Origin of the sequence: Antarctobacter aquimaris, assembly GCF_900184945.1 — a bacterium.
Classification (GTDB): Bacteria; Pseudomonadota; Alphaproteobacteria; order Rhodobacterales; family Rhodobacteraceae; genus Maliponia; species Maliponia aquimaris.
This window is the reverse complement of sequence record NZ_FXYF01000003.1, coordinates 129,400-146,362: the sequence shown is the minus strand read 5'-3', so window position 1 is coordinate 146,362 and position 16,963 is coordinate 129,400. Positions and strand designations below refer to the sequence as shown.

Annotated in this window: 19 protein-coding genes; 10 read left to right on the top strand and 9 right to left on the bottom strand. The window is 66.5% G+C overall.

The window, feature by feature from the left end; all coding sequences use genetic code 11:
• Positions 1 to 27 precede the first annotated feature (27 nt).
• Positions 28 to 714 carry a DUF1045 domain-containing protein gene (locus MAA8898_RS06330; protein ID WP_094020154.1) on the top strand — a complete coding sequence of 229 codons (687 nt, stop codon included), beginning with the start codon at positions 28 to 30 and terminating at the stop codon, positions 712 to 714.
• Between the two features lie 7 nt (positions 715 to 721).
• Here the strand turns inward: MAA8898_RS06330 and MAA8898_RS06325 are convergent, their stop codons facing one another.
• Complete coding sequence (locus tag MAA8898_RS06325; RefSeq protein WP_094020153.1) at positions 722 to 1,681, bottom strand: CorA family divalent cation transporter; 960 nt, start codon at positions 1,679 to 1,681, stop codon at positions 722 to 724.
• A gap of 159 nt (positions 1,682 to 1,840) precedes the next feature.
• Between MAA8898_RS06325 and MAA8898_RS06320 the strand changes: the two genes are divergently transcribed.
• The gene (locus MAA8898_RS06320; protein ID WP_094020152.1) at positions 1,841 to 2,104 is read left to right on the top strand and encodes a hypothetical protein; all 264 of its coding nucleotides are present in this window, start codon (positions 1,841 to 1,843) and stop codon (positions 2,102 to 2,104) included.
• Between the two features lie 413 nt (positions 2,105 to 2,517).
• Entirely contained in the window at positions 2,518 to 2,742 is a 225-nt protein-coding gene (locus MAA8898_RS06315) for a hypothetical protein (protein WP_094020151.1), read from the top strand.
• 85 nt (positions 2,743 to 2,827) lie between these two features.
• On the opposite strand, the gene MAA8898_RS06310 is transcribed toward MAA8898_RS06315, so the two are convergent.
• Complete coding sequence (locus MAA8898_RS06310) at positions 2,828 to 3,406, bottom strand: hypothetical protein (RefSeq protein ID WP_245853256.1); 579 nt, start codon at positions 3,404 to 3,406, stop codon at positions 2,828 to 2,830.
• A gap of 83 nt (positions 3,407 to 3,489) precedes the next feature.
• Here MAA8898_RS06310 and MAA8898_RS06305 point away from each other — a divergent pair, with 83 nt between their 5' ends.
• Complete coding sequence (locus MAA8898_RS06305) at positions 3,490 to 4,029, top strand: Crp/Fnr family transcriptional regulator (protein ID WP_176445083.1); 540 nt, start codon at positions 3,490 to 3,492, stop codon at positions 4,027 to 4,029.
• A 72-nt stretch (positions 4,030 to 4,101) separates the two neighbouring features.
• Here MAA8898_RS06305 and rpsD read toward each other — a convergent pair whose 3' ends face one another.
• The gene (gene rpsD, locus MAA8898_RS06300; RefSeq protein WP_094020149.1) at positions 4,102 to 4,722 is read right to left on the bottom strand and encodes a 30S ribosomal protein S4; all 621 of its coding nucleotides are present in this window, start codon (positions 4,720 to 4,722) and stop codon (positions 4,102 to 4,104) included.
• A 293-nt stretch (positions 4,723 to 5,015) separates the two neighbouring features.
• Here rpsD and MAA8898_RS06295 point away from each other — a divergent pair, with 293 nt between their 5' ends.
• From MAA8898_RS06295 to gcvA, 4 genes are all read left to right on the top strand, one after another.
• Positions 5,016 to 5,789, top strand: coding sequence for an EAL domain-containing protein (locus tag MAA8898_RS06295; RefSeq protein WP_094020439.1), 774 nt, complete (start codon positions 5,016 to 5,018; stop codon positions 5,787 to 5,789).
• Between the two features lie 190 nt (positions 5,790 to 5,979).
• Complete coding sequence (locus tag MAA8898_RS06290; protein ID WP_094020148.1) at positions 5,980 to 7,155, top strand: acetyl-CoA C-acetyltransferase; 1,176 nt, start codon at positions 5,980 to 5,982, stop codon at positions 7,153 to 7,155.
• 178 nt (positions 7,156 to 7,333) lie between these two features.
• Complete coding sequence (phbB, locus tag MAA8898_RS06285; RefSeq protein WP_094020147.1) at positions 7,334 to 8,056, top strand: acetoacetyl-CoA reductase; 723 nt, start codon at positions 7,334 to 7,336, stop codon at positions 8,054 to 8,056.
• A gap of 389 nt (positions 8,057 to 8,445) precedes the next feature.
• Positions 8,446 to 9,387: a transcriptional regulator GcvA gene (gcvA, locus tag MAA8898_RS06280; RefSeq protein WP_094020146.1), complete on the top strand. Its 942-nt coding sequence runs from the start codon at positions 8,446 to 8,448 to the stop codon at positions 9,385 to 9,387.
• Between the two features lie 60 nt (positions 9,388 to 9,447).
• On the opposite strand, the gene MAA8898_RS06275 is transcribed toward gcvA, so the two are convergent.
• From MAA8898_RS06275 to MAA8898_RS06265, 3 genes are all read right to left on the bottom strand, one after another.
• Positions 9,448 to 9,624: a YdcH family protein gene (locus MAA8898_RS06275; RefSeq protein ID WP_094020145.1), complete on the bottom strand. Its 177-nt coding sequence runs from the start codon at positions 9,622 to 9,624 to the stop codon at positions 9,448 to 9,450.
• A gap of 105 nt (positions 9,625 to 9,729) precedes the next feature.
• Positions 9,730 to 10,512, bottom strand: coding sequence for a tRNA1(Val) (adenine(37)-N6)-methyltransferase (locus MAA8898_RS06270; RefSeq protein WP_245853255.1), 783 nt, complete (start codon positions 10,510 to 10,512; stop codon positions 9,730 to 9,732).
• On the bottom strand, positions 10,509 to 10,718 hold the full coding sequence (locus MAA8898_RS06265; RefSeq protein WP_094020144.1) for a putative signal transducing protein: 210 nt from the start codon (positions 10,716 to 10,718) through the stop codon (positions 10,509 to 10,511). The genes MAA8898_RS06270 and MAA8898_RS06265 overlap by 4 nt, the downstream gene beginning before the upstream one ends.
• 54 nt (positions 10,719 to 10,772) lie before the next feature.
• On the opposite strand from MAA8898_RS06265, the gene MAA8898_RS06260 reads away from it, so the two are divergent.
• Positions 10,773 to 11,774 (top strand): polyprenyl synthetase family protein, encoded by a 1,002-nt coding sequence (locus MAA8898_RS06260; RefSeq protein WP_094020143.1) that lies wholly within the window; start codon positions 10,773 to 10,775, stop codon positions 11,772 to 11,774.
• Here MAA8898_RS06260 and MAA8898_RS06255 read toward each other — a convergent pair.
• The 3 genes from MAA8898_RS06255 to MAA8898_RS06245 all read right to left on the bottom strand — a co-directional run bounded on the left by MAA8898_RS06255 (position 11,767) and on the right by MAA8898_RS06245 (position 16,065).
• A complete protein-coding gene (locus MAA8898_RS06255) occupies positions 11,767 to 12,585 on the bottom strand; it encodes a 4-(cytidine 5'-diphospho)-2-C-methyl-D-erythritol kinase (protein ID WP_094020142.1) in 819 nt (272 codons plus the stop codon). The genes MAA8898_RS06260 and MAA8898_RS06255 overlap by 8 nt on opposite strands.
• Entirely contained in the window at positions 12,566 to 14,314 is a 1,749-nt protein-coding gene (locus MAA8898_RS06250; protein WP_094020141.1) for a tetratricopeptide repeat protein, read from the bottom strand. Before MAA8898_RS06250 ends, MAA8898_RS06255 begins: the two co-directional genes overlap by 20 nt.
• Before the next feature lie 101 nt (positions 14,315 to 14,415).
• Entirely contained in the window at positions 14,416 to 16,065 is a 1,650-nt protein-coding gene (locus tag MAA8898_RS06245; protein ID WP_094020140.1) for an electron transfer flavoprotein-ubiquinone oxidoreductase, read from the bottom strand.
• 419 nt (positions 16,066 to 16,484) lie between these two features.
• Between MAA8898_RS06245 and greA the strand changes: the two genes are divergently transcribed.
• Complete coding sequence (gene greA, locus MAA8898_RS06240) at positions 16,485 to 16,955, top strand: transcription elongation factor GreA (protein WP_094020139.1); 471 nt, start codon at positions 16,485 to 16,487, stop codon at positions 16,953 to 16,955.
• Positions 16,956 to 16,963: the final 8 nt, after the last annotated feature.

Below are 16,963 nucleotides of genomic sequence, written 5' to 3'. Positions count from 1 at the left end.
ACAGGCCCGGCAGGACAGGAGGTCGCCATGCAGTTTTCGCGCTATGCCGTCTACGTGACCCTGCCCAGGGGGCCGCTGGTCGACTTTGGCGCGGCCTGGCTGGGCTGGAACGCGGCCAGGGGCGAACGCCCCTCCGCGCCCATGGTCCACGGGCTGCCACGGCCAGTGCACGAGATCACCGCCACCCCGCGCAAGTACGGGCTGCACGGCACCGTCAAGCCGCCGTTCCGGCTGGCCGAGGGGCACAAGCCCGACAATTTGCACGACGCGCTGGGCACGCTCTGCGCCGCGCTGGCCCCGGTGACGCTGGAGGGCCTGGCGCTGACCCGGCTTGGCAGCTTCCTCGCGCTGACCCCGACCGGAGACACCGCCGCGCTGACCGCACTGGCCGCGCGCGTGGTCGCCGATCTCGACCCGTTCCGCGCCCCGCTGACCGAGGCCGAACTGGACAAGCGGCACAAGGCAAACCTCAGCGACCGGCAAAGGGAATTGCTGCGCGACTGGGGCTATCCCTACGTGATGGACCAGTTCCGCTTTCACATCACGCTGACCGGGCGGCTGTCGCCCGACGAGGCCGAGCAGGTGCGCCTGGCGCTCTTGCCGCGTCTCGAGGACAAGCTGCCGCGCCCCTTCGTGATCGACGCGCTGACGCTCTGCGGCGAGGACAGCACCGGCTATTTCCACGAGTTGCAGCGCTACGCGCTGTCCGGCTGAGCCGCGCTCAGAGCCACTTTTTCCACTTGAAGTAAAGGAAGGTGATCACCGCCGAAGCCGCCATCGCCAGCAGCGCCAGCGGATAGGCATAGGGTTCGGCCAGTTCCGGCATGTGGTGAAAGTTCATGCCGTAGATCGAGGCGATCAGCGTCGGCGGCAGGAACAGCGCCGCCACCACCGACAAGAGGCGGACCGTGGCGTTCTGCGCCAGGCTGATCATCCCCAGCGCGACATCGCTGATCTGGCCCATGCGCCCGGCAACGAAATCTGCGTGCTCGACCAGCGCGGCCATGTCGCGCGCCTGCGCCTTGACGATCTCGCTCAGGGTCGTGTCGTCGCTTTGCCGGGCGACACGCACGGTGAAATAGGTCAGCGCCCGTTCCAGCGTCATCAGGCTGAGGCGCACCTTGGACAGCGTTTCCGCCTCGGCCGCGATCCGGTTCAGCGACGCGCGCAGCGCCGGCTGGTGCGGGATCGCCGTTTCGGCAAAGATCTCGCGCCCGGCCACCTCGAGCCCGCGGTCAGACGCCTCCAGCAGGTCGGCAAGACGGCCGACAACCGCCTCGATCAACCCCAGAAAGATCCGGTCCGGCGTGCCGCATCCCGCCGCCGTGGCGTCGGCCTGGCCGGGATAGGCATCGAACGAGCGCGGCGCATGGTAGCGCACCGTCAGCAACCGGTCCGGCGCCAGGATGAAGGCCACCGGCCGATGCACCCGCACACCGTCCGGCAGCTGGCCCGGCAGCGACACCACCATGGTTTCGGTCTCGCCATGCCGGTAGAGCCGGTTTGACAGTTCGATTTCCTCCATTTCCGCCAGCGTCGGCACGTGCAGGCCCAGCGCCTCGACCTGCGCGGCCTCCGGCGCGACAGGGTCGCGCAGGTCGATCCACTTGGCGTGGTCGAGCGACACCCCCTCCGGCAACGCCCGCAGCCCGGGCCCGTCGATCTCGTAGGCGTCCAGCATGATCGTCCTCTGCCTTGTCTTCCCGGCTGTCCCGCCCGGTCTAGCCCGGTCCGGACGGCCGCACCAGTTCCCGTGCTGCATCCGGACTTGGCGTCGCCGCACCGATGGGCCAATCTGCGCTCAGACGGGACAAGACCGCAGAGACGAAAAGGAACCGCGATGGGCGGGATCATCGGGATACTGGTGGTGGCAGGTGTCGTCCTGCTGGTGATCCGGTCGTCGCAACGCCACAAGGCACGGCGCGCAAGCCTGCACCAGGATGGCGCGGGCACCTGGGTCTGGGTGGACTTCGACGGCTCGACGCGGAGGTCGGACATCCACCCCGACCAGCCGGGCGGCGCCTGGCACTCCAAGCCTTCGGACAACGACGGCGGCGGCGGTGGTGACAGCGGCGACAGCGGCGGAGACGGCGGCGGAGACTGACATTGGCTAAAATCGCAGGCATTTGGGTCCGGGTCCTGCGGCGCGCGGTCCACATTCCTGCCGTCATTTGCCGATACCCCGGTCACACATCCTAACAACCCGGAGGTTCTTCATGTTTCCCGTCGTCACCGCCCTGCTTGTCGTTTTCAGCCTCGCGCTCATCGCCAAGGTGCTGCACGCCCGCAGAAAATCCGACGAGTGAGGATGACCGAAAGGCTCGACCGGACCTGAAACCGGGCGAGCCTCTCGGCACTTGACCGGGGCATTCCCTGACCGCGTCCGATCACGCACAGGCGAGCCATGCAGTCTGGCGAAAGCGGCTATGACCCCGGATCGCTGGCGCTGCATCGCAGCATGACCTAGCTTTCAAGCCATGGGAGGGACAACATCTCACCTTGAAGAGAGGTCCTGATATGGCAAACGCACAACTGACCACCGCTCCGCGCGGCATCATCACGGGCAGCATCACCAGCTTTTTCCAAAGCGTCTTCAATGGCCTGACCTCCATTGCCGAGACCAACAGCCGGGTGAAGGAAGTCGAGCGCCTGAACGCGCTGTCGGACGCAAACCTGGCCACGAAGGGCCTGCGCCGCGAAGACATCGTGCGCCACGTGTTCCGCGACGTCTACTACGTCTGACGCGCCGCCCGGCAGACCGTCCGCGTCGCATGCAAAAGACCGCGCCCCGATGGGACGCGGTCTTTTTGTCTTTGCCGTCGGCGGGTCAGTTTGTCGGGCGCTGGGTCATCATCCGCTCATGCACCGCCGCCATGCCCCGCTGCGCCATGTCCGACACCTCGGCCGCGTGCAGGTGCAGCGCCTCGACCAGGTCGGGTGCCTCGGCGGTCTGGACCACGACGATGCCGTCGTCGGTGATCTCGATCTCGGTGCGGATCTCGTCGCCGCGGGCAAAGAAGACGTCCAGCGTCGGGCTCTGGATGAAGACCTGCGGATCGCGCCCCTCCTCGACCCGCGTGATCATCTCGGCCACGTGACGCAGCAGCGCCGCCATCACCTCCGGATCATCCGAGGCGGTGACGGTCCGGATGCCGTTCGGCAGGTTGCTCACCGTCCGGTCAAACGTCCGGACGTTGCGGAACAGGGTCGCCATGTCGGCGCTTTCCTCCGGCAGGGCGTCCAGCCCCCGCAGGCCGGGCATGTTGACCTCGTCATGCCCGGTTCCGTCCGCGCCGTGGTGGTGACCCATGCCATGCCCCTGCCCCGCCATCTGGGCCGGAGCGGCGTCGGGAAGCAGCGCCGCAAGCAGCATCGCCGCGGCAAGTGACTGAAAGGCGTGTCGCATCGTCATCTCTCCTCTGCCGCATCTGCGGCGTCATCCTCACCTGGATATGGCACAACCGGGGCACAGCTCATATGATCGCAATCATGCCGACTGACCTGACCCCGCTCTTTTCCGATGGACGCCTTCGCCGTCTCCTGCCCGGAGAGGCGCTGTTTCACAGTGGCGCAGATTGCGTAGAGATGTTCCTGCTGACCTCCGGTCGGGTAGACCTCATCCGCTACGGCCGGGACGGGACACGCCTGCGCCTGCACCGGGCGACCGCCGGGGATGTCTGCGCCGAGGCGTCGGCCTACAGCGACAATTACCATTGCGATGGGGTCGCCGACGGTCCGGTCGAGGTGATCGCCATGGCGCGGGCCCAATTCCTGGACAACCTGGCCCGCACCCCGACCCTGTCCCGTACCTGGGCGGCGCAACTGGCGCGGAGCCTGCAAAAGGCGCGCCTGCAATCCGAGATCCGCACCCTGCGCACGGTGGCCGAGCGTCTTGACGCCTATCTCGCGGACGGGCAGCCGCTGCCGCCCCGGGGCGCATGGCAGGACCTGGCCGAGACGCTGGGCATCAGCCGCGAGGCGCTCTACCGCGAGCTGGCACGCCGCCGTACAGGCGGCACGGAATCCTGAAACAGAAAAGGCCGCCCGGACAGGGCGGCCTGATCGCAGCATAATCGTCGCGGGCGCGCGGCCCGCGCCGGCTCAGTTCTGTGCGTAGTATTCGATGACCAGGTTCGGTTCCATGATCACCGGGTACGGCACGTCGGACAGGCCCGGGGCGCGCACGAACTTGGCGGTCATCTTGGAGTGGTCGGCCTCGATGTAGTCGGGCACGTCACGCTCGGACAGCTGGGTGGCCTCGAGCAGCACGGCGATCTGGCGCGACTTCTCGCGCACTTCGATCACGTCGCCTTCCTTGACGCGGTACGACGGGATGTTCACCCGCTGGCCGTTCACCAGCACGTGGCCGTGGTTCACGAACTGGCGCGCCGCGAACACGGTCGCCACGAACTTGGCGCGGTAGACCACTGCGTCCAGGCGGCGCTCGAGCAGGCCGATGAGGTTCTCACCGGTGTCGCCCTTCATCCGCTCGGCTTCCGAGTAGATGCGGCGGAACTGCTTTTCGGTCAGGTCGCCGTAGTAGCCCTTGAGCTTCTGCTTGGCGCGCAGCTGGAGGCCGAAATCGGAAATCTTCTGCTTGCGGCGCTGGCCGTGCTGGCCGGGGCCGTATTCGCGGCGGTTCACCGGCGACTTGGGGCGGCCCCAGATGTTTTCGCCCATGCGGCGGTCGATCTTGTACTTGGCAGACGTGCGTTTGGTCACGGCTGGTCTCCTTCGTCAGGGTTTCGAAGGGCGTTGTCCTCTCCCCGGATTTGGCCGGGGTGACAGGGATCCCCTTGCGGGGGCCACCAACACCAATGAAGGCGCGCTTATACAGGGGGGCCGGTCCGTGTCAAGGCGGCGCGCAAACCCCTGCGAATTTGAACCAAACAGCAACATTTACCCTTGATTCACACCTGGGGGCGCAGAAAGGGCAGGTACTTGGCACGGAGGCGGAAGTGGCAGGGAAATCGGCAGCATTCGACACCGGGGCGCGCAACGCGCTGGAACACGCGATGATGACACGGGATGCCGGCGCCATGGACATGGTCCGCCGGGCGATCCAGCACCGCCAGGTCATGCTGGCCTTCCAGCCGGTGATGCAGGCCCGGGCCCAGGAGCGCATCGCCTTTCACGAGGCGCTGATCCGCGTGCTGGACGAAACCGGCCGGGTGATTCCGGCCGCAGACTTCATCGAGGCCGTCGAAGACACGGAATATGGTCGCATCCTGGACTGCATCGCGCTGGAAAAGGGGCTGGCAGAGCTGGCATTGGTGCCCGGTCTGCGGCTGTCGGTCAACATGTCGGCACGGTCGATCGGCTACAAGAAGTGGATGCGCACCCTCAACCGCGGGCTCGAACAGGACCCGACGGTGGCGGAACGCCTTATTCTCGAAATCACCGAAAGCTCGGCGATGCTGGTCCCCGAGCTTGTCACCAGTTTCATGGATGACCTGCAATGCCGGGGCATCTCCTTTGCCATCGACGACTTTGGTTCCGGCTATACCGCGCTGCGCCATTTCAAGCAGTTCAACTTTGACATCCTCAAGATCGACAGCCAGTTCTGTGCCGGCGTCGCCACCGACCCGGACAACCAGGTGCTGGTCGGCGCCATGGTCAAGATCGCCGAACAGTTCGACATGTTCACCGTCGGCGAAGGCGTCGAAAGCCAGGCCGACGCCGACTGCCTTGCCGCGCTTGGACTCGACTGCCTGCAGGGCTACCTGTTCGCGGCCCCCACCGTGCGCCCGCTGTGGCGGTCCGCCGGCGCGCGGCAGCAGGTCGGCTGACAGCTCTCCCGCACCTCCGGGCCCCGTGCCGGTGCATATCCGCTATGCATTCGGGCCTGAGACACCCTGTCCGGTTCTTCTGCGCCGACTCATCGGCTATTGCCGTCACAGACAAGTGAGGATGTGAAGGGTCAGCACCCGGCTGATCCGCATCCCGAGTTGATGCACCCGCTTGCGTGGAGGACACTCTATGACCAACGTCGTTATCGCATCTGCTGCCCGGACTGCTGTCGGCAGCTTTGGCGGTTCCTTTGCCAACACCCCGGCGCATGATCTTGGCGCCGCCGTCCTGGAGGCGCTGGTCGCCCGTGCCGGAATCGCAAAGGAGGACGTCTCCGAAACCATCCTCGGCCAGGTGCTGACCGCGGCCCAGGGCCAGAACCCGGCCCGCCAGGCGCATGTCAACGCCGGCCTGCCCAAGGAATCCTCGGCCTGGAGCATCAACCAGGTCTGCGGCTCCGGCCTGCGCGCCGTGGCGCTGGGCGCACAGCACATCATGCTGGGCGACGCCTCGATCGTCTGCGCCGGCGGCCAGGAGAACATGACCCTGTCGCCCCACGCCGCGCACCTGCGCGCCGGGCACAAGATGGGCGATGTGTCATACATCGACACCATGATCCGCGATGGCCTGTGGGATGCCTTCAACGGCTACCACATGGGCCAGACCGCCGAGAACGTCGCGCAGCAGTGGCAGATCAGCCGCGAGATGCAGGACGAATTCGCCGTCGCCTCGCAGAACAAGGCCGAGGCCGCGCAGAAGGCCGGCAAGTTCGATGACGAGGTGATCGCCTTCACCATCAAGACCCGCAAGGGCGACATCGTTGTCGACAAGGATGAATACATCCGCCACGGCGCCACCATCGACGCCATGCAGAAACTGCGCCCCGCCTTCGCCAAGGACGGTTCGGTCACCGCCGCCAACGCCTCGGGCCTGAACGACGGCGCCGCCGGCGCGCTGCTGATGTCCGCCGACGAGGCTGAAAAGCGCGGGATCGAGCCGCTCGCGCGGATCGCCTCCTACGCCACCGCCGGGCTGGACCCGTCGATCATGGGCGTCGGCCCGATCCACGCCTCGCGCAAGGCGCTGGCCAAGGCCGGCTGGAAAGTCGAGGACCTGGACCTGGTCGAGGCCAACGAAGCCTTTGCCGCGCAGGCCTGCGCCGTGAACAAGGACATGGGCTGGGATCCGGCGATCGTGAACGTGAACGGCGGCGCCATCGCCATCGGCCACCCGATCGGCGCCTCGGGCGCGCGCGTCCTGAACACCCTGCTGTTCGAGATGAAGCGCCGCAACGCCAAGAAGGGCCTTGCCACGCTGTGCATCGGCGGCGGCATGGGCGTCGCGCTCTGCGTGGAGCGTCCGTAACATCGCGGATACCGCATATCGGGGGCGCCCACCGGCGCCCCCTTTTTCTTGGGTCGCGCAGCGCTGAGAAAAACATCTCTGCCAATGTCCCGAAAAATGCGCAACAATGTTGCGAACTCAAAATCTGACAGGTAACGAAGTTACCAAGACAAGACAGCCAAGACTGGAGGACACCCACATGGCACGTGTAGCACTCGTCACCGGCGGAAGCCGCGGCATCGGCGAAGCCATTTCCAAGGCACTCAAGGCCGAAGGCTACGAGGTCGCCGCGACCTACGCCGGCAACGACGAGAAGGCCGCCGCCTTCTCCGCCGAGACCGGCATCAAGACCTACAAGTGGAACGTGGCCGACTACGCCGCCTCCAAGGAAGGCATCGCCAAGGTTGAGGCCGACCTCGGCCCGATCGACACCGTCGTCGCCAACGCCGGGATCACCCGCGACGCGATGTTCCACCGCATGACCCCCGAGCAGTGGAAGGAAGTCATCGACACCAACCTGACCGGCGTGTTCAACACCGTTCACCCGGTGTGGCCGGGCATGCGCGAGCGCGGCTTTGGCCGGGTCATCGTGATCTCGTCGATCAACGGTCAGAAGGGCCAGGCCGGCCAGGTCAACTATGCCGCCACCAAGGCGGGCGACCTCGGCATCGTCAAGTCGCTGGCCCAGGAAGGCGCCAAGTTCGGCATCACCGCCAACGCGATCTGCCCGGGCTACATCGCCACCGAGATGGTCATGGCCATCGACGAATCCGTCCGCGAAAAGATCATCAAGGGCATCCCCGCCGGCCGCCTGGGTGAGCCGGACGAAATCGCCCGCTGCGTGGCCTTCCTCGCGTCCGAGGGCTCGGGCTTCATCAACGGCTCGACCATCTCGGCCAACGGCGCGCAGTTCTTCGTCTGACGCACCGCGACCAAGCTGAAAAACTCGAGGGGAACGCACTGTCCGAATGGGTGCGTTCCCCTTTTCATTTCACGGCCCGTCCCTGCGCCACCAGGATGCCCGGCTTCGACCGGCGCCCGCTATGGCGGGTCATCCCGAAAGGCCGCGCGCAGGGTCCGGGCGTCCGTCAGGCGCGGCGGCCGGTCAGCATGCGCCACAATCCGGCGACAAGAGCGCTCCGGGCGGCATGGGCGGCACGGATGGCATCACGGTGGCGGGTGTCCTGGGCAGCTTCAAGCATGGCATCCTCTCGATTGCAGACTTTCTTGACTGATCCATAGCTAGGCTTCATCAATGCTGCGGACAAACGAGACTTCTACGGCAGTCACACAAGAAAATCTTGAGTCAACATGGCTGATCGCCTGCCCCCTCTCACCGCCCTGCGCGCATTCGAATCCGCCGCGCGCCACCTCTCTTTTGCCAAGGCGGCAGAGGAACTCAACGTCACGCCCGCCGCGCTGTCGTTCCAGATCAAGAACCTCGAAGAGCACCTGGGCGCGCCGCTGTTCCACCGGCTGAACCGGGCGGTGGAGCTGACCGAGGCCGGGCGCGTGCTTTCCCCCGGCGCCAGCGAGGGCTTTGAACGGCTGGCCGCGGCCTGGCGGGCCACCCGGCGTCTTCAGGACGCCCGCGCGCTGGCGGTGACGGCCGGGCCGGCGTTTACCGCAAAATGCCTGGCACCACGGCTGTACAACTTTGCCCGCGCCTATCCGCAGATCGAACTGCGCTTTGTCGCGGGCTTGCGCATGATGGATTTCGAACGGGATGAGATCGACGTGGCCATCCGATACGGCTATGGCGCGGACGCCGGGCTGTACAGCGAACACCTGATCGACGAGGGGCTGACGCCGATGATGCGCCCGGAACTTGCGGCGCGTTTCACGACCCCGCAAAGCCTGATCGACGCACCGCTCCTGCACGACGCGTCACATGACTTTCTCGACCCGCCGGCCAATTGGGCGGTCTGGTTCCGGGCCAACGGAATCGATCACACACCCGCGCCAACGGCGCGTTTCTCGCAGGCCGATCACGCACTGGACGCGACCCTGGCCGGGGGCGGGGTGGTGTTCACGCGGACATCGGTCGCGCAACAGTATCTTGCTTCGGGACAGTTGGTAGCGCCGTTCGACATCGCGCTGACGACGCGGGCGCGGTTCCGCTTGCTCTGCGCCAAGGGGACTGAAATGCGCCCCCAGATCGTCGCGTTCCGTGAGTGGCTTTCTTCCGAAATCAGGTCTCTGCCCACGGGACTCGAAGGCAAGACGCTCATTTCGGTCGAGGACCTGTCCTGAGACGTACCGACGACGCGGATCGTCGTCCGAACGGCCAGGACAGGTCAGTTATGTGTTACGTCAAACGAGTGCCTCGGAAGCCAATCGGTTGATCTCTTCCTTGACCCTCAGCTTTTTCTTTTTGAGGTCCGCGATGTGCAGGTCATCGATGCCCGGAGCGCGTTGCGCCTCCTCGACGGCCTCCGAGAGGGCACGATGTTTCTTCTTCAGTTCCTGCAAGTGCGAACTCAAGCTCATTGGATGCTCCTTTCATGCGGTTGGATCTCCAGTCCAGCACAGTTCCGATCACAAGTCACGCTGCGGATGCAGCATGATTGCACAAAAATGTAACTTGGACGCAGGTCACCCCTGACCTGCCGAAAAATCCAGCGCCGCGCCGTCCTGCATCACCGCCTGGAAACGCGCCGTGTAGCGGGTCCCCGGCTCCTCGTGAGTGTCGCCATCGTGGATCACCGCGCCGGGGTGAAAGCGGAACGGCGCGCGTCCGTCCTTGCGTCCGCGCAGCAGGATCAGCCGGGGCGCGCGGCCCGCACGCGGCAGCAGCGGCAGCAGTTCCAGCGCGCCCAGCCGCCCCTGCATCGCGGCAATCAGGTCCGGTAGGCGTTCGGCGCGCTGGATGAAGGTCGCGTACCCCCGCGGCTTCAGCCGACGCGCCGCGCAGGCCACCCAGTCCGTCAGCGGCGTTTCGCCGGCCAGGGCGATCTCGCGCCCGGCCTCATCCGCGCCGATGCGCTTTCCGGCCTCGAAATAGGGGGGATTCGCAAGCACATGGTCAAAACTCTGTGCCTTCATCTCGGCAGGAGGGTCGCCCAGGTCGCCGGTCCAGATCTCGCCGGTCAGCCCGTTGTGCGCCAGGTTCCGGCGTGCGAGATCGGCGTAGCCCGGTTGCAGCTCCAGCCCCGCCAGCCGCAGGCCCGGCACCCGGACGCCCAGGCAGCACAGCCCCGGCCCCGCCCCGCAGCCCAGGTCCAGCACGCTCTGCCCCGGCACCGCCGCCACCGCTGCCGCCAGCAGCACCGGGTCGGTCCCTGCGCGGTAGCCGTCCCGCGGCTGCAACAGGCGCACGCGCCCGCCCAGCATGGCATCCTCGGTCAGCGCGTCGGGGGCAAAGGGCGCGGCCCTCAATACTCGACCCCGGCCTCGCGCAGCAGGCGGCGGGCGGCTTCGGCCTGATCGCGGCGCACCATCAGGCGGCGCGGCAAAATGCCGATGGATCCTTCGAGGACGCTCATGTTTACGTCCAATTCAAAGCTGTCTATACCCTCCCCGTTCAGGAGGGTTCTGACCAGCGGGATCAGGGTGATGTCGTTGGTGCGCAGGAGTTCTTCCATGAGGGGGATGTAAGGACAAGGCACCCGATTTGTCGAGCCTTGCACGGGAGTTTGATGAGCTTGGACGAAAGCACACAGAAGCCGCACGAGCGTCTTGCCGCCTTGCTGGCCGATGACCTGGCTGAGGTCAACGCGCTGATCCGCGAGCGGATGGCCTCGCGCCACGCGCCCCGCATTCCCGAAGTGACCGCCCACCTGGTCGAGGCTGGGGGCAAGCGGCTACGGCCGCTGCTGACGCTCGCGACGGCGCGGATGTGCGGCTACGACGGCCCCTTCCACATCCACCTGGCCGCGACGGTGGAGTTCATCCACACCGCGACCCTGCTGCATGACGACGTGGTGGATGAGAGCAAGAAGCGCCGCGGCCGGCCCACGGCGAACCTGCTGTGGGACAACAAATCCAGCGTGCTGGTCGGCGACTATCTCTTTGCGCGTTCCTTCCAGTTGATGACCGAGACCGGCAGCCTGCGGGTGCTGAGCATCCTGTCGGACGCCGCGGCCACCATCGCCGAGGGCGAAGTGCTGCAACTGACCGCCGCGCAGGACCTGCGCACGACCGAGCAGACCTATTTGCAGGTGGTGCGCGGCAAGACGGCGGCGCTGTTCTCGGCCGCGACCGAGGTGGGCGGCGTCATCGCCGGCCGCCCCGAGGCCGAGGTGCGCGCGCTGTTCGACTATGGCGATGCCTTGGGCATTGCCTTTCAGATCGTCGACGACCTGCTGGATTACTGGGGCTCGGACGCCACGGGCAAGAACGTCGGCGACGATTTCCGCGAGCGCAAGCTGACGCTGCCGCTGATCAAGGCCTTTGCCGCCGCCGATGACGAGGCAGAGCGCACCTTCTGGAAGCGGGTGATCGAGAAAGGCGACCAGCAGGAGGGCGACCTCGCGCATGCCATCGACCTGCTCAACCGGCACGGCGCGCTGGAGGCGACGCGGACCGAGGCGCTGGCCTGGGCGGCCAAAGCCAAGGCGGCAATGGAGAGCCTGCCCGCGTCCGAAATCCGCGACCTGCTGATCGACCTGAACGACTACGTGGTCAGCCGGATCAACTGAGCGTGCATGCCCGGACCCACCAGTCCGGGTTGCCCCGACGCAGGTCCTGCGCCGCCGAGTCGGCCACAGCGCGGGATTCGAACAGGCCAAAGCAGGTGGCCCCTGACCCGGACATCCGGACCAGCCGGACCCCGGCGCAGGCCCCCAGGGCCTCCAGAACCGTGCCGATCACCGGCTGCAACGCCCGCGCCGGCGGCTCCAGGTCGTTGCGCTGCGCCGCAAGCCAGGCCGTCAGGTCGGCGTTCCAGGGCAGATCCGTCATCGCAGGATTGTCCTTGCGCGCCAGAGCGCGAAACACCTCCGGCGTCGAGACAGCCACGCCGGGATTGACCAGCACCGCGTGCAGCGGCGCGATCTCCAGCGGCTGGATATCCGCGCCGATTCCCCGCATCCGCGCCGCCCGCCCCAGCAGGCAGACCGGCACATCCGCACCCAGCCGGGCCACTGGCATGGGCGAAGGACGGCCTGTCAGCGCCTCCATCGCCCGCAGGACGGCCGCGGCGTCCGACGATCCGCCGCCGATCCCCGCCGCCGCGGGCAGGTGTTTGTCCAGCGTGATCGCCACAGGCAGGCCAAACGGCTCTGCCGCCTTCCAGCACAGGTTGCGCGCGTCTTCGGGCACGCCCGCCGCGCGCGGGCCGGTCACCCGCAGGGACATGACCGGGGCCGGGGCCACGGTCACCCGGTCCCCCACGTCGGCGAACATCACCAGCGAATCGAGCAGGTGATAGCCATCAGCGCGCTGGCCGGTGACGTGCAGGGACAGGTTGACCTTGGCCGGGGCGAAACCGTCAGTTGCCGGCGGCGTCATCCGCAACCTGCAACGGCGGCGATCCTTCCTCGGCCAGCACCTGATCAAGCCCGACCGCGATCTTTCGCTTGATCCGCTCCGGGTCGGCCTCTTCCGACGCGTCTTCCCAATCGACGAAGGACAGCGCGCGCTTCCACATGAACTCGGCCTCGCGGTGCCGCCCCACGGCCCAGTAGACATCGCCCAGGTGGTCGTTGACGATCGGGTCGATCGGCATCAGTTCGGCGGCGCGCTCCATGTGCGGCACGGCTTCCTCGTAGCGGCCCAGACGGTAGAGCACCCAGCCCAGGCTGTCGACGATGTAGCCCGAGTTCGGCCGCGCCGCGACGGCGCGCTCGATCATGTCCAGCGCCTCGTCCAGCTTGACCTTCTGTTCGACCAGCGAATAGCCGAGGTAGTTCAGCACCTGCGGTTGCTCCGGGTTCAGGTCCAGCGCCTTGCGGAAATCGGCCTCGGCCTGGTCCCAGAGGTCCTGCCGTTCATAGGCGATGGCGCGGGCGTAGTAGAGGAACCACTGCCGGTCGCTTTCCTCGGTATAGCGCGATACGGCCACGGTATAGGCGTCCACGGCGTCGGTATAACGTTCCTGCGTGCGCAGGTAGTCGCCCAGCGTGGTCCAGACGATGGGCAGGTCGCCATGCGTCTCGGTCAGCTTGTCGAGGACGGCCACCGCCTCGTCCAGCCGGTCCTCGGAGCGCAGCGCCTCGGCGCGGCCCAGTTCGGCCGCGTGATAGGCCGGGTTGTCGGCGGTCACCTTGCCATATGTTTCGATCGCCAGCGCGTATTGGCCGATCGTGCTGAGCACCTCCGCCGACAGCAGGGTCGCGTCGATGTGGTCGGGCCGCAGGTATTCCGCGATGCGCGAATACAGCAGGGTGACGTCGTGGTTTTCCTCGTTCGAGAGCACGCCTGCCAGGGTATAGAACACCTCGGCGATGCCGTCGCGTGGCGAGCGGATGTAGGTAAAGGGCAGCGTCTCGCCCGCCGTCAGCTGCGTCCGCATCCGTGTAAGGCCCGGGTCCAGGTCGCCGCCAAAGGCCGCGTCCAGAAGCTGAACAGCGTCGTCGTTGCGGTCCAGCTGGCTGAGGATCTCGGCCTGCGCCATGACCCCCCGCCGGGTCGAGGACATGCCCGCGGTGGCGCTGCCGCTCAGGATCTGCTCGGCGGTCTGGTAGTCGCCGACCGAGGCCAGCGCCAGCGCCTTGTGATAGGCCGCGAAGGGGCCCAGCCCCTGCACCTTGGCCACCTCGTCAAAGCTGACAACGGCGGCGGTCATGTCGCCCTGCCCCAGCTGCGCCCAGGCCTTGATCAGACCGTCGGCCAGCGGACCAAGGCCGCGCTGGTCCTCGATCGCCTTGATCACCGGGCCATAGGCTTCGCCGCGGGCATCGCGGGCCACCAGCGCCATCTGCGCGATCTGGCTGGAAACGCCATCCAGCGCCAGCCGGTCGGCAAAGGTCGAGGCGCGGTCCACCTCGCCCAGCGAGATGTTGGCCAGCACCGCGCGCTCCAGCAGTTCGGCTCGGGCCGGGTCCCGCGCCAGCGCGCGGCTGTAGTAATAGGCCGCCGACTTGAAATCCCACAGAAAGCTGGCCTGCCGGGCGGCCAGGTAGTCGCCCGCAAAGCCATTGGCTGCCACCACCTGCGGCAACGCCATCGCCGCCGCGAGAAGGCCCGCACGGACCGTCCGTTTCCAAGCTGTCAAGATGCCGGCCTCCTCAGTCGCCATTTTCACCAGAGCCTAGAGCGCTTGGGCAGGCATGGCAATCGCGACCGGACCACAGGTCACCGGGCGATCACGTCAGCGCGAGATCGCCCGGAAGTTGGGCATCACATGTTGGGATAGTTCGGCCCGTCGCCGCCCTGCGGGACGGTCCAGACGATGTTCTGGCTGGGGTCCTTGATGTCGCAGGTCTTGCAGTGCACGCAGTTCTGGAAGTTGATGACAAAGCGCGGGCCGCTGTCGTCCTGCACCACCTCGTAGACCCCAGCCGGGCAATAGCGCTGCGCCGGTTCGGCATATTTCGGCAGGTTGATCACCGTGGGGACGGTGGCGTCCTTCAGCCGCAGGTGCGCAGGCTGGCTTTCCTCGTGGTTGGTAAAGCTGAAGGCGACGTTGGTCAGCCGGTCAAAGCTCAGCTTGCCGTCCGGCTTGGGGTAGTCGATGGGCTGGAATTTCGCCGCCATGCCGGTGGCCTCGGCGTCGGTCTTGCCGTGGCTCAGCGTGCCCAGAAGCGAGCCGCCGAACAGCGAATTGGTCCACATGTCGAACCCGCCCAGCGCAAGGCTGGCGGTCAGCCCGTATTTCGACCACAGCGGTTTGACGTTGCGGACCTTGAACAGGTCCTTGCCGATGGCGCCGGTCCGAACCTCGGTCTCGTAGTCGCCCAACTCGTCGCCGGTGCGGTCGGCCCTGATCGCGGCAAAGGCCGCCTCGGCCGCCGCCTTGCCCGACAGCATGGCGTTGTGGTTGCCCTTGATGCGCGGCACGTTGACCATGCCGACCGAACAGCCCAGCAACGCGACGCCCGGCGCGACCATCTTGGGCATGGACTGGTATCCGCCCTCGCTGATTGCCCGTGCGCCGTAGGCCACGCGCTTGCCGCCCTTCAGCAGCTCGGCCACCATCGGGTGATGCTTGAAGCGCTGGAACTCCATGTAAGGGTACAGGTACGGGTTCTCGTAGTTCAGGTGGACGACAAAGCCGACGTAGACCTGATTGTTGTCGATATGGTAGATGAACGACCCGCCGCCCGCGTTCGATCCCAGCGGCCAGCCCATCGTGTGGGTGACGCTGCCCAGCTTGTGCCTGGCGGGGTCGATCTCCCAGATTTCCTTCATGCCCAGGCCGAACTTCTGCGGCTCCTTGCCCTTTGACAGGTCGTATTTCGCGATCACTTCCTTGGAGAGCGACCCGCGCACGCCTTCGGCCAGGAACACGTATCTGCCCAGCAACTCCATGCCCGGCTCATAGCCGTCGCCCGGCGTGCCGTCGGCATTCTTGCCGAACTCGCCGGCGACGACGCCACGAACCTCGCCACTTTCGCCGTAGACCAGTTCCGAGCACGACATGCCCGGAAAGATCTCGACGCCCAGCGCCTCGGCCTGCTCGGCCATCCAGCGGCAGACATTAGCCATCGAGACGATGTAGGTGCCGTGGTTGTTCATCAGCGGCGGCATCGGCCAGTTGGGAATGCGGATCTGGCCCGCCTCGCCCAGCATGTAGAAATTGTCCTCGGTCACCGGGACGGTCAGCGGCGCGCCCTTGTCCTTCCAGTCGGGGATCAGCGCATCCAGGCCGCTGGGGTCCAGCACCGCGCCCGACAGGATATGCGCGCCGATCTCCGAGCCCTTTTCCAACAGGACCACGTTCAGATCGGCATCCAGCTGCTTCAGCCGGATCGCCGCCGACAGGCCCGCCGGCCCGCCGCCCACGATCACCACGTCGTATTCCATCGACTCGCGCACGATGTCGTTCATGTCGTTCCCTCCAGACACGTCCTCGAACGGCCCGCCGCAGCGGCCGGGTAATAAAATTTCAAAAACACCTAGCGCGGCCCTGCGGCAAAGGTCAATGCGGGCGCAGCGTCACGAGGCCGCAGCCCATGGCGCAGGACCTCTCCTGCCCGTCCGGACAGGCCCGGTCAATTCCGTTTGCGACACGTCGCAGGGGCCGCGCGCCGCACCGGCCCGGCGGCGCGGGCAACCCCTGCGCGCGGACGGATCGGCGATTCGCCTCCCCGCCAGGCACCGGCGCTCCGCCGGCGCCAAGGCATTCGGCGCCGGACCGGCCGGAACACGGCGAAAACCTGCTGGCAAGACGCTTGCGGACGCTTTACATCGCGCCCTCACGCGACAAGACTTGGTCGCAACGCGTCTTTCGAAAAAGAAGGTCCGAAATGGACAAGATCCTGATCACCCGCGCGGGTTACACCGCGCTCGAAACCGAATTGAAGAAGCTCAAGTCCGAAGAGCGCCCCGCCATCATTCAGGCGATCGCCGAGGCACGCGAACTCGGCGACCTCAAGGAAAACGCCGAATACCACTCGGCGCGCGAGAAACAGGGGTTCATCGAGGGCCGCATCAAGGAACTCGAAAGCGTCATCGGCCTGGCCGAAGTCGTCGACACCTCGACCCTGTCCGGCCCGATCAAGTTCGGCGCCGTGGTGACGCTGGTGGACGAGGACACCGACGAGGAAAAGACCTGGCAGATCGTGGGCGAACACGAGGCCAGCGTCGAAAAGGGCCTGCTGAACATCAAGTCGCCGATCGCGCGCGCTCTGATCGGCAAGGAAGAAGGCGACAGCGTCGAGGTCCGAACGCCCGGCGGCAGCAAATCCTACGAGATCCTGAGCATCACCTACAAGTGAGGCCGGCC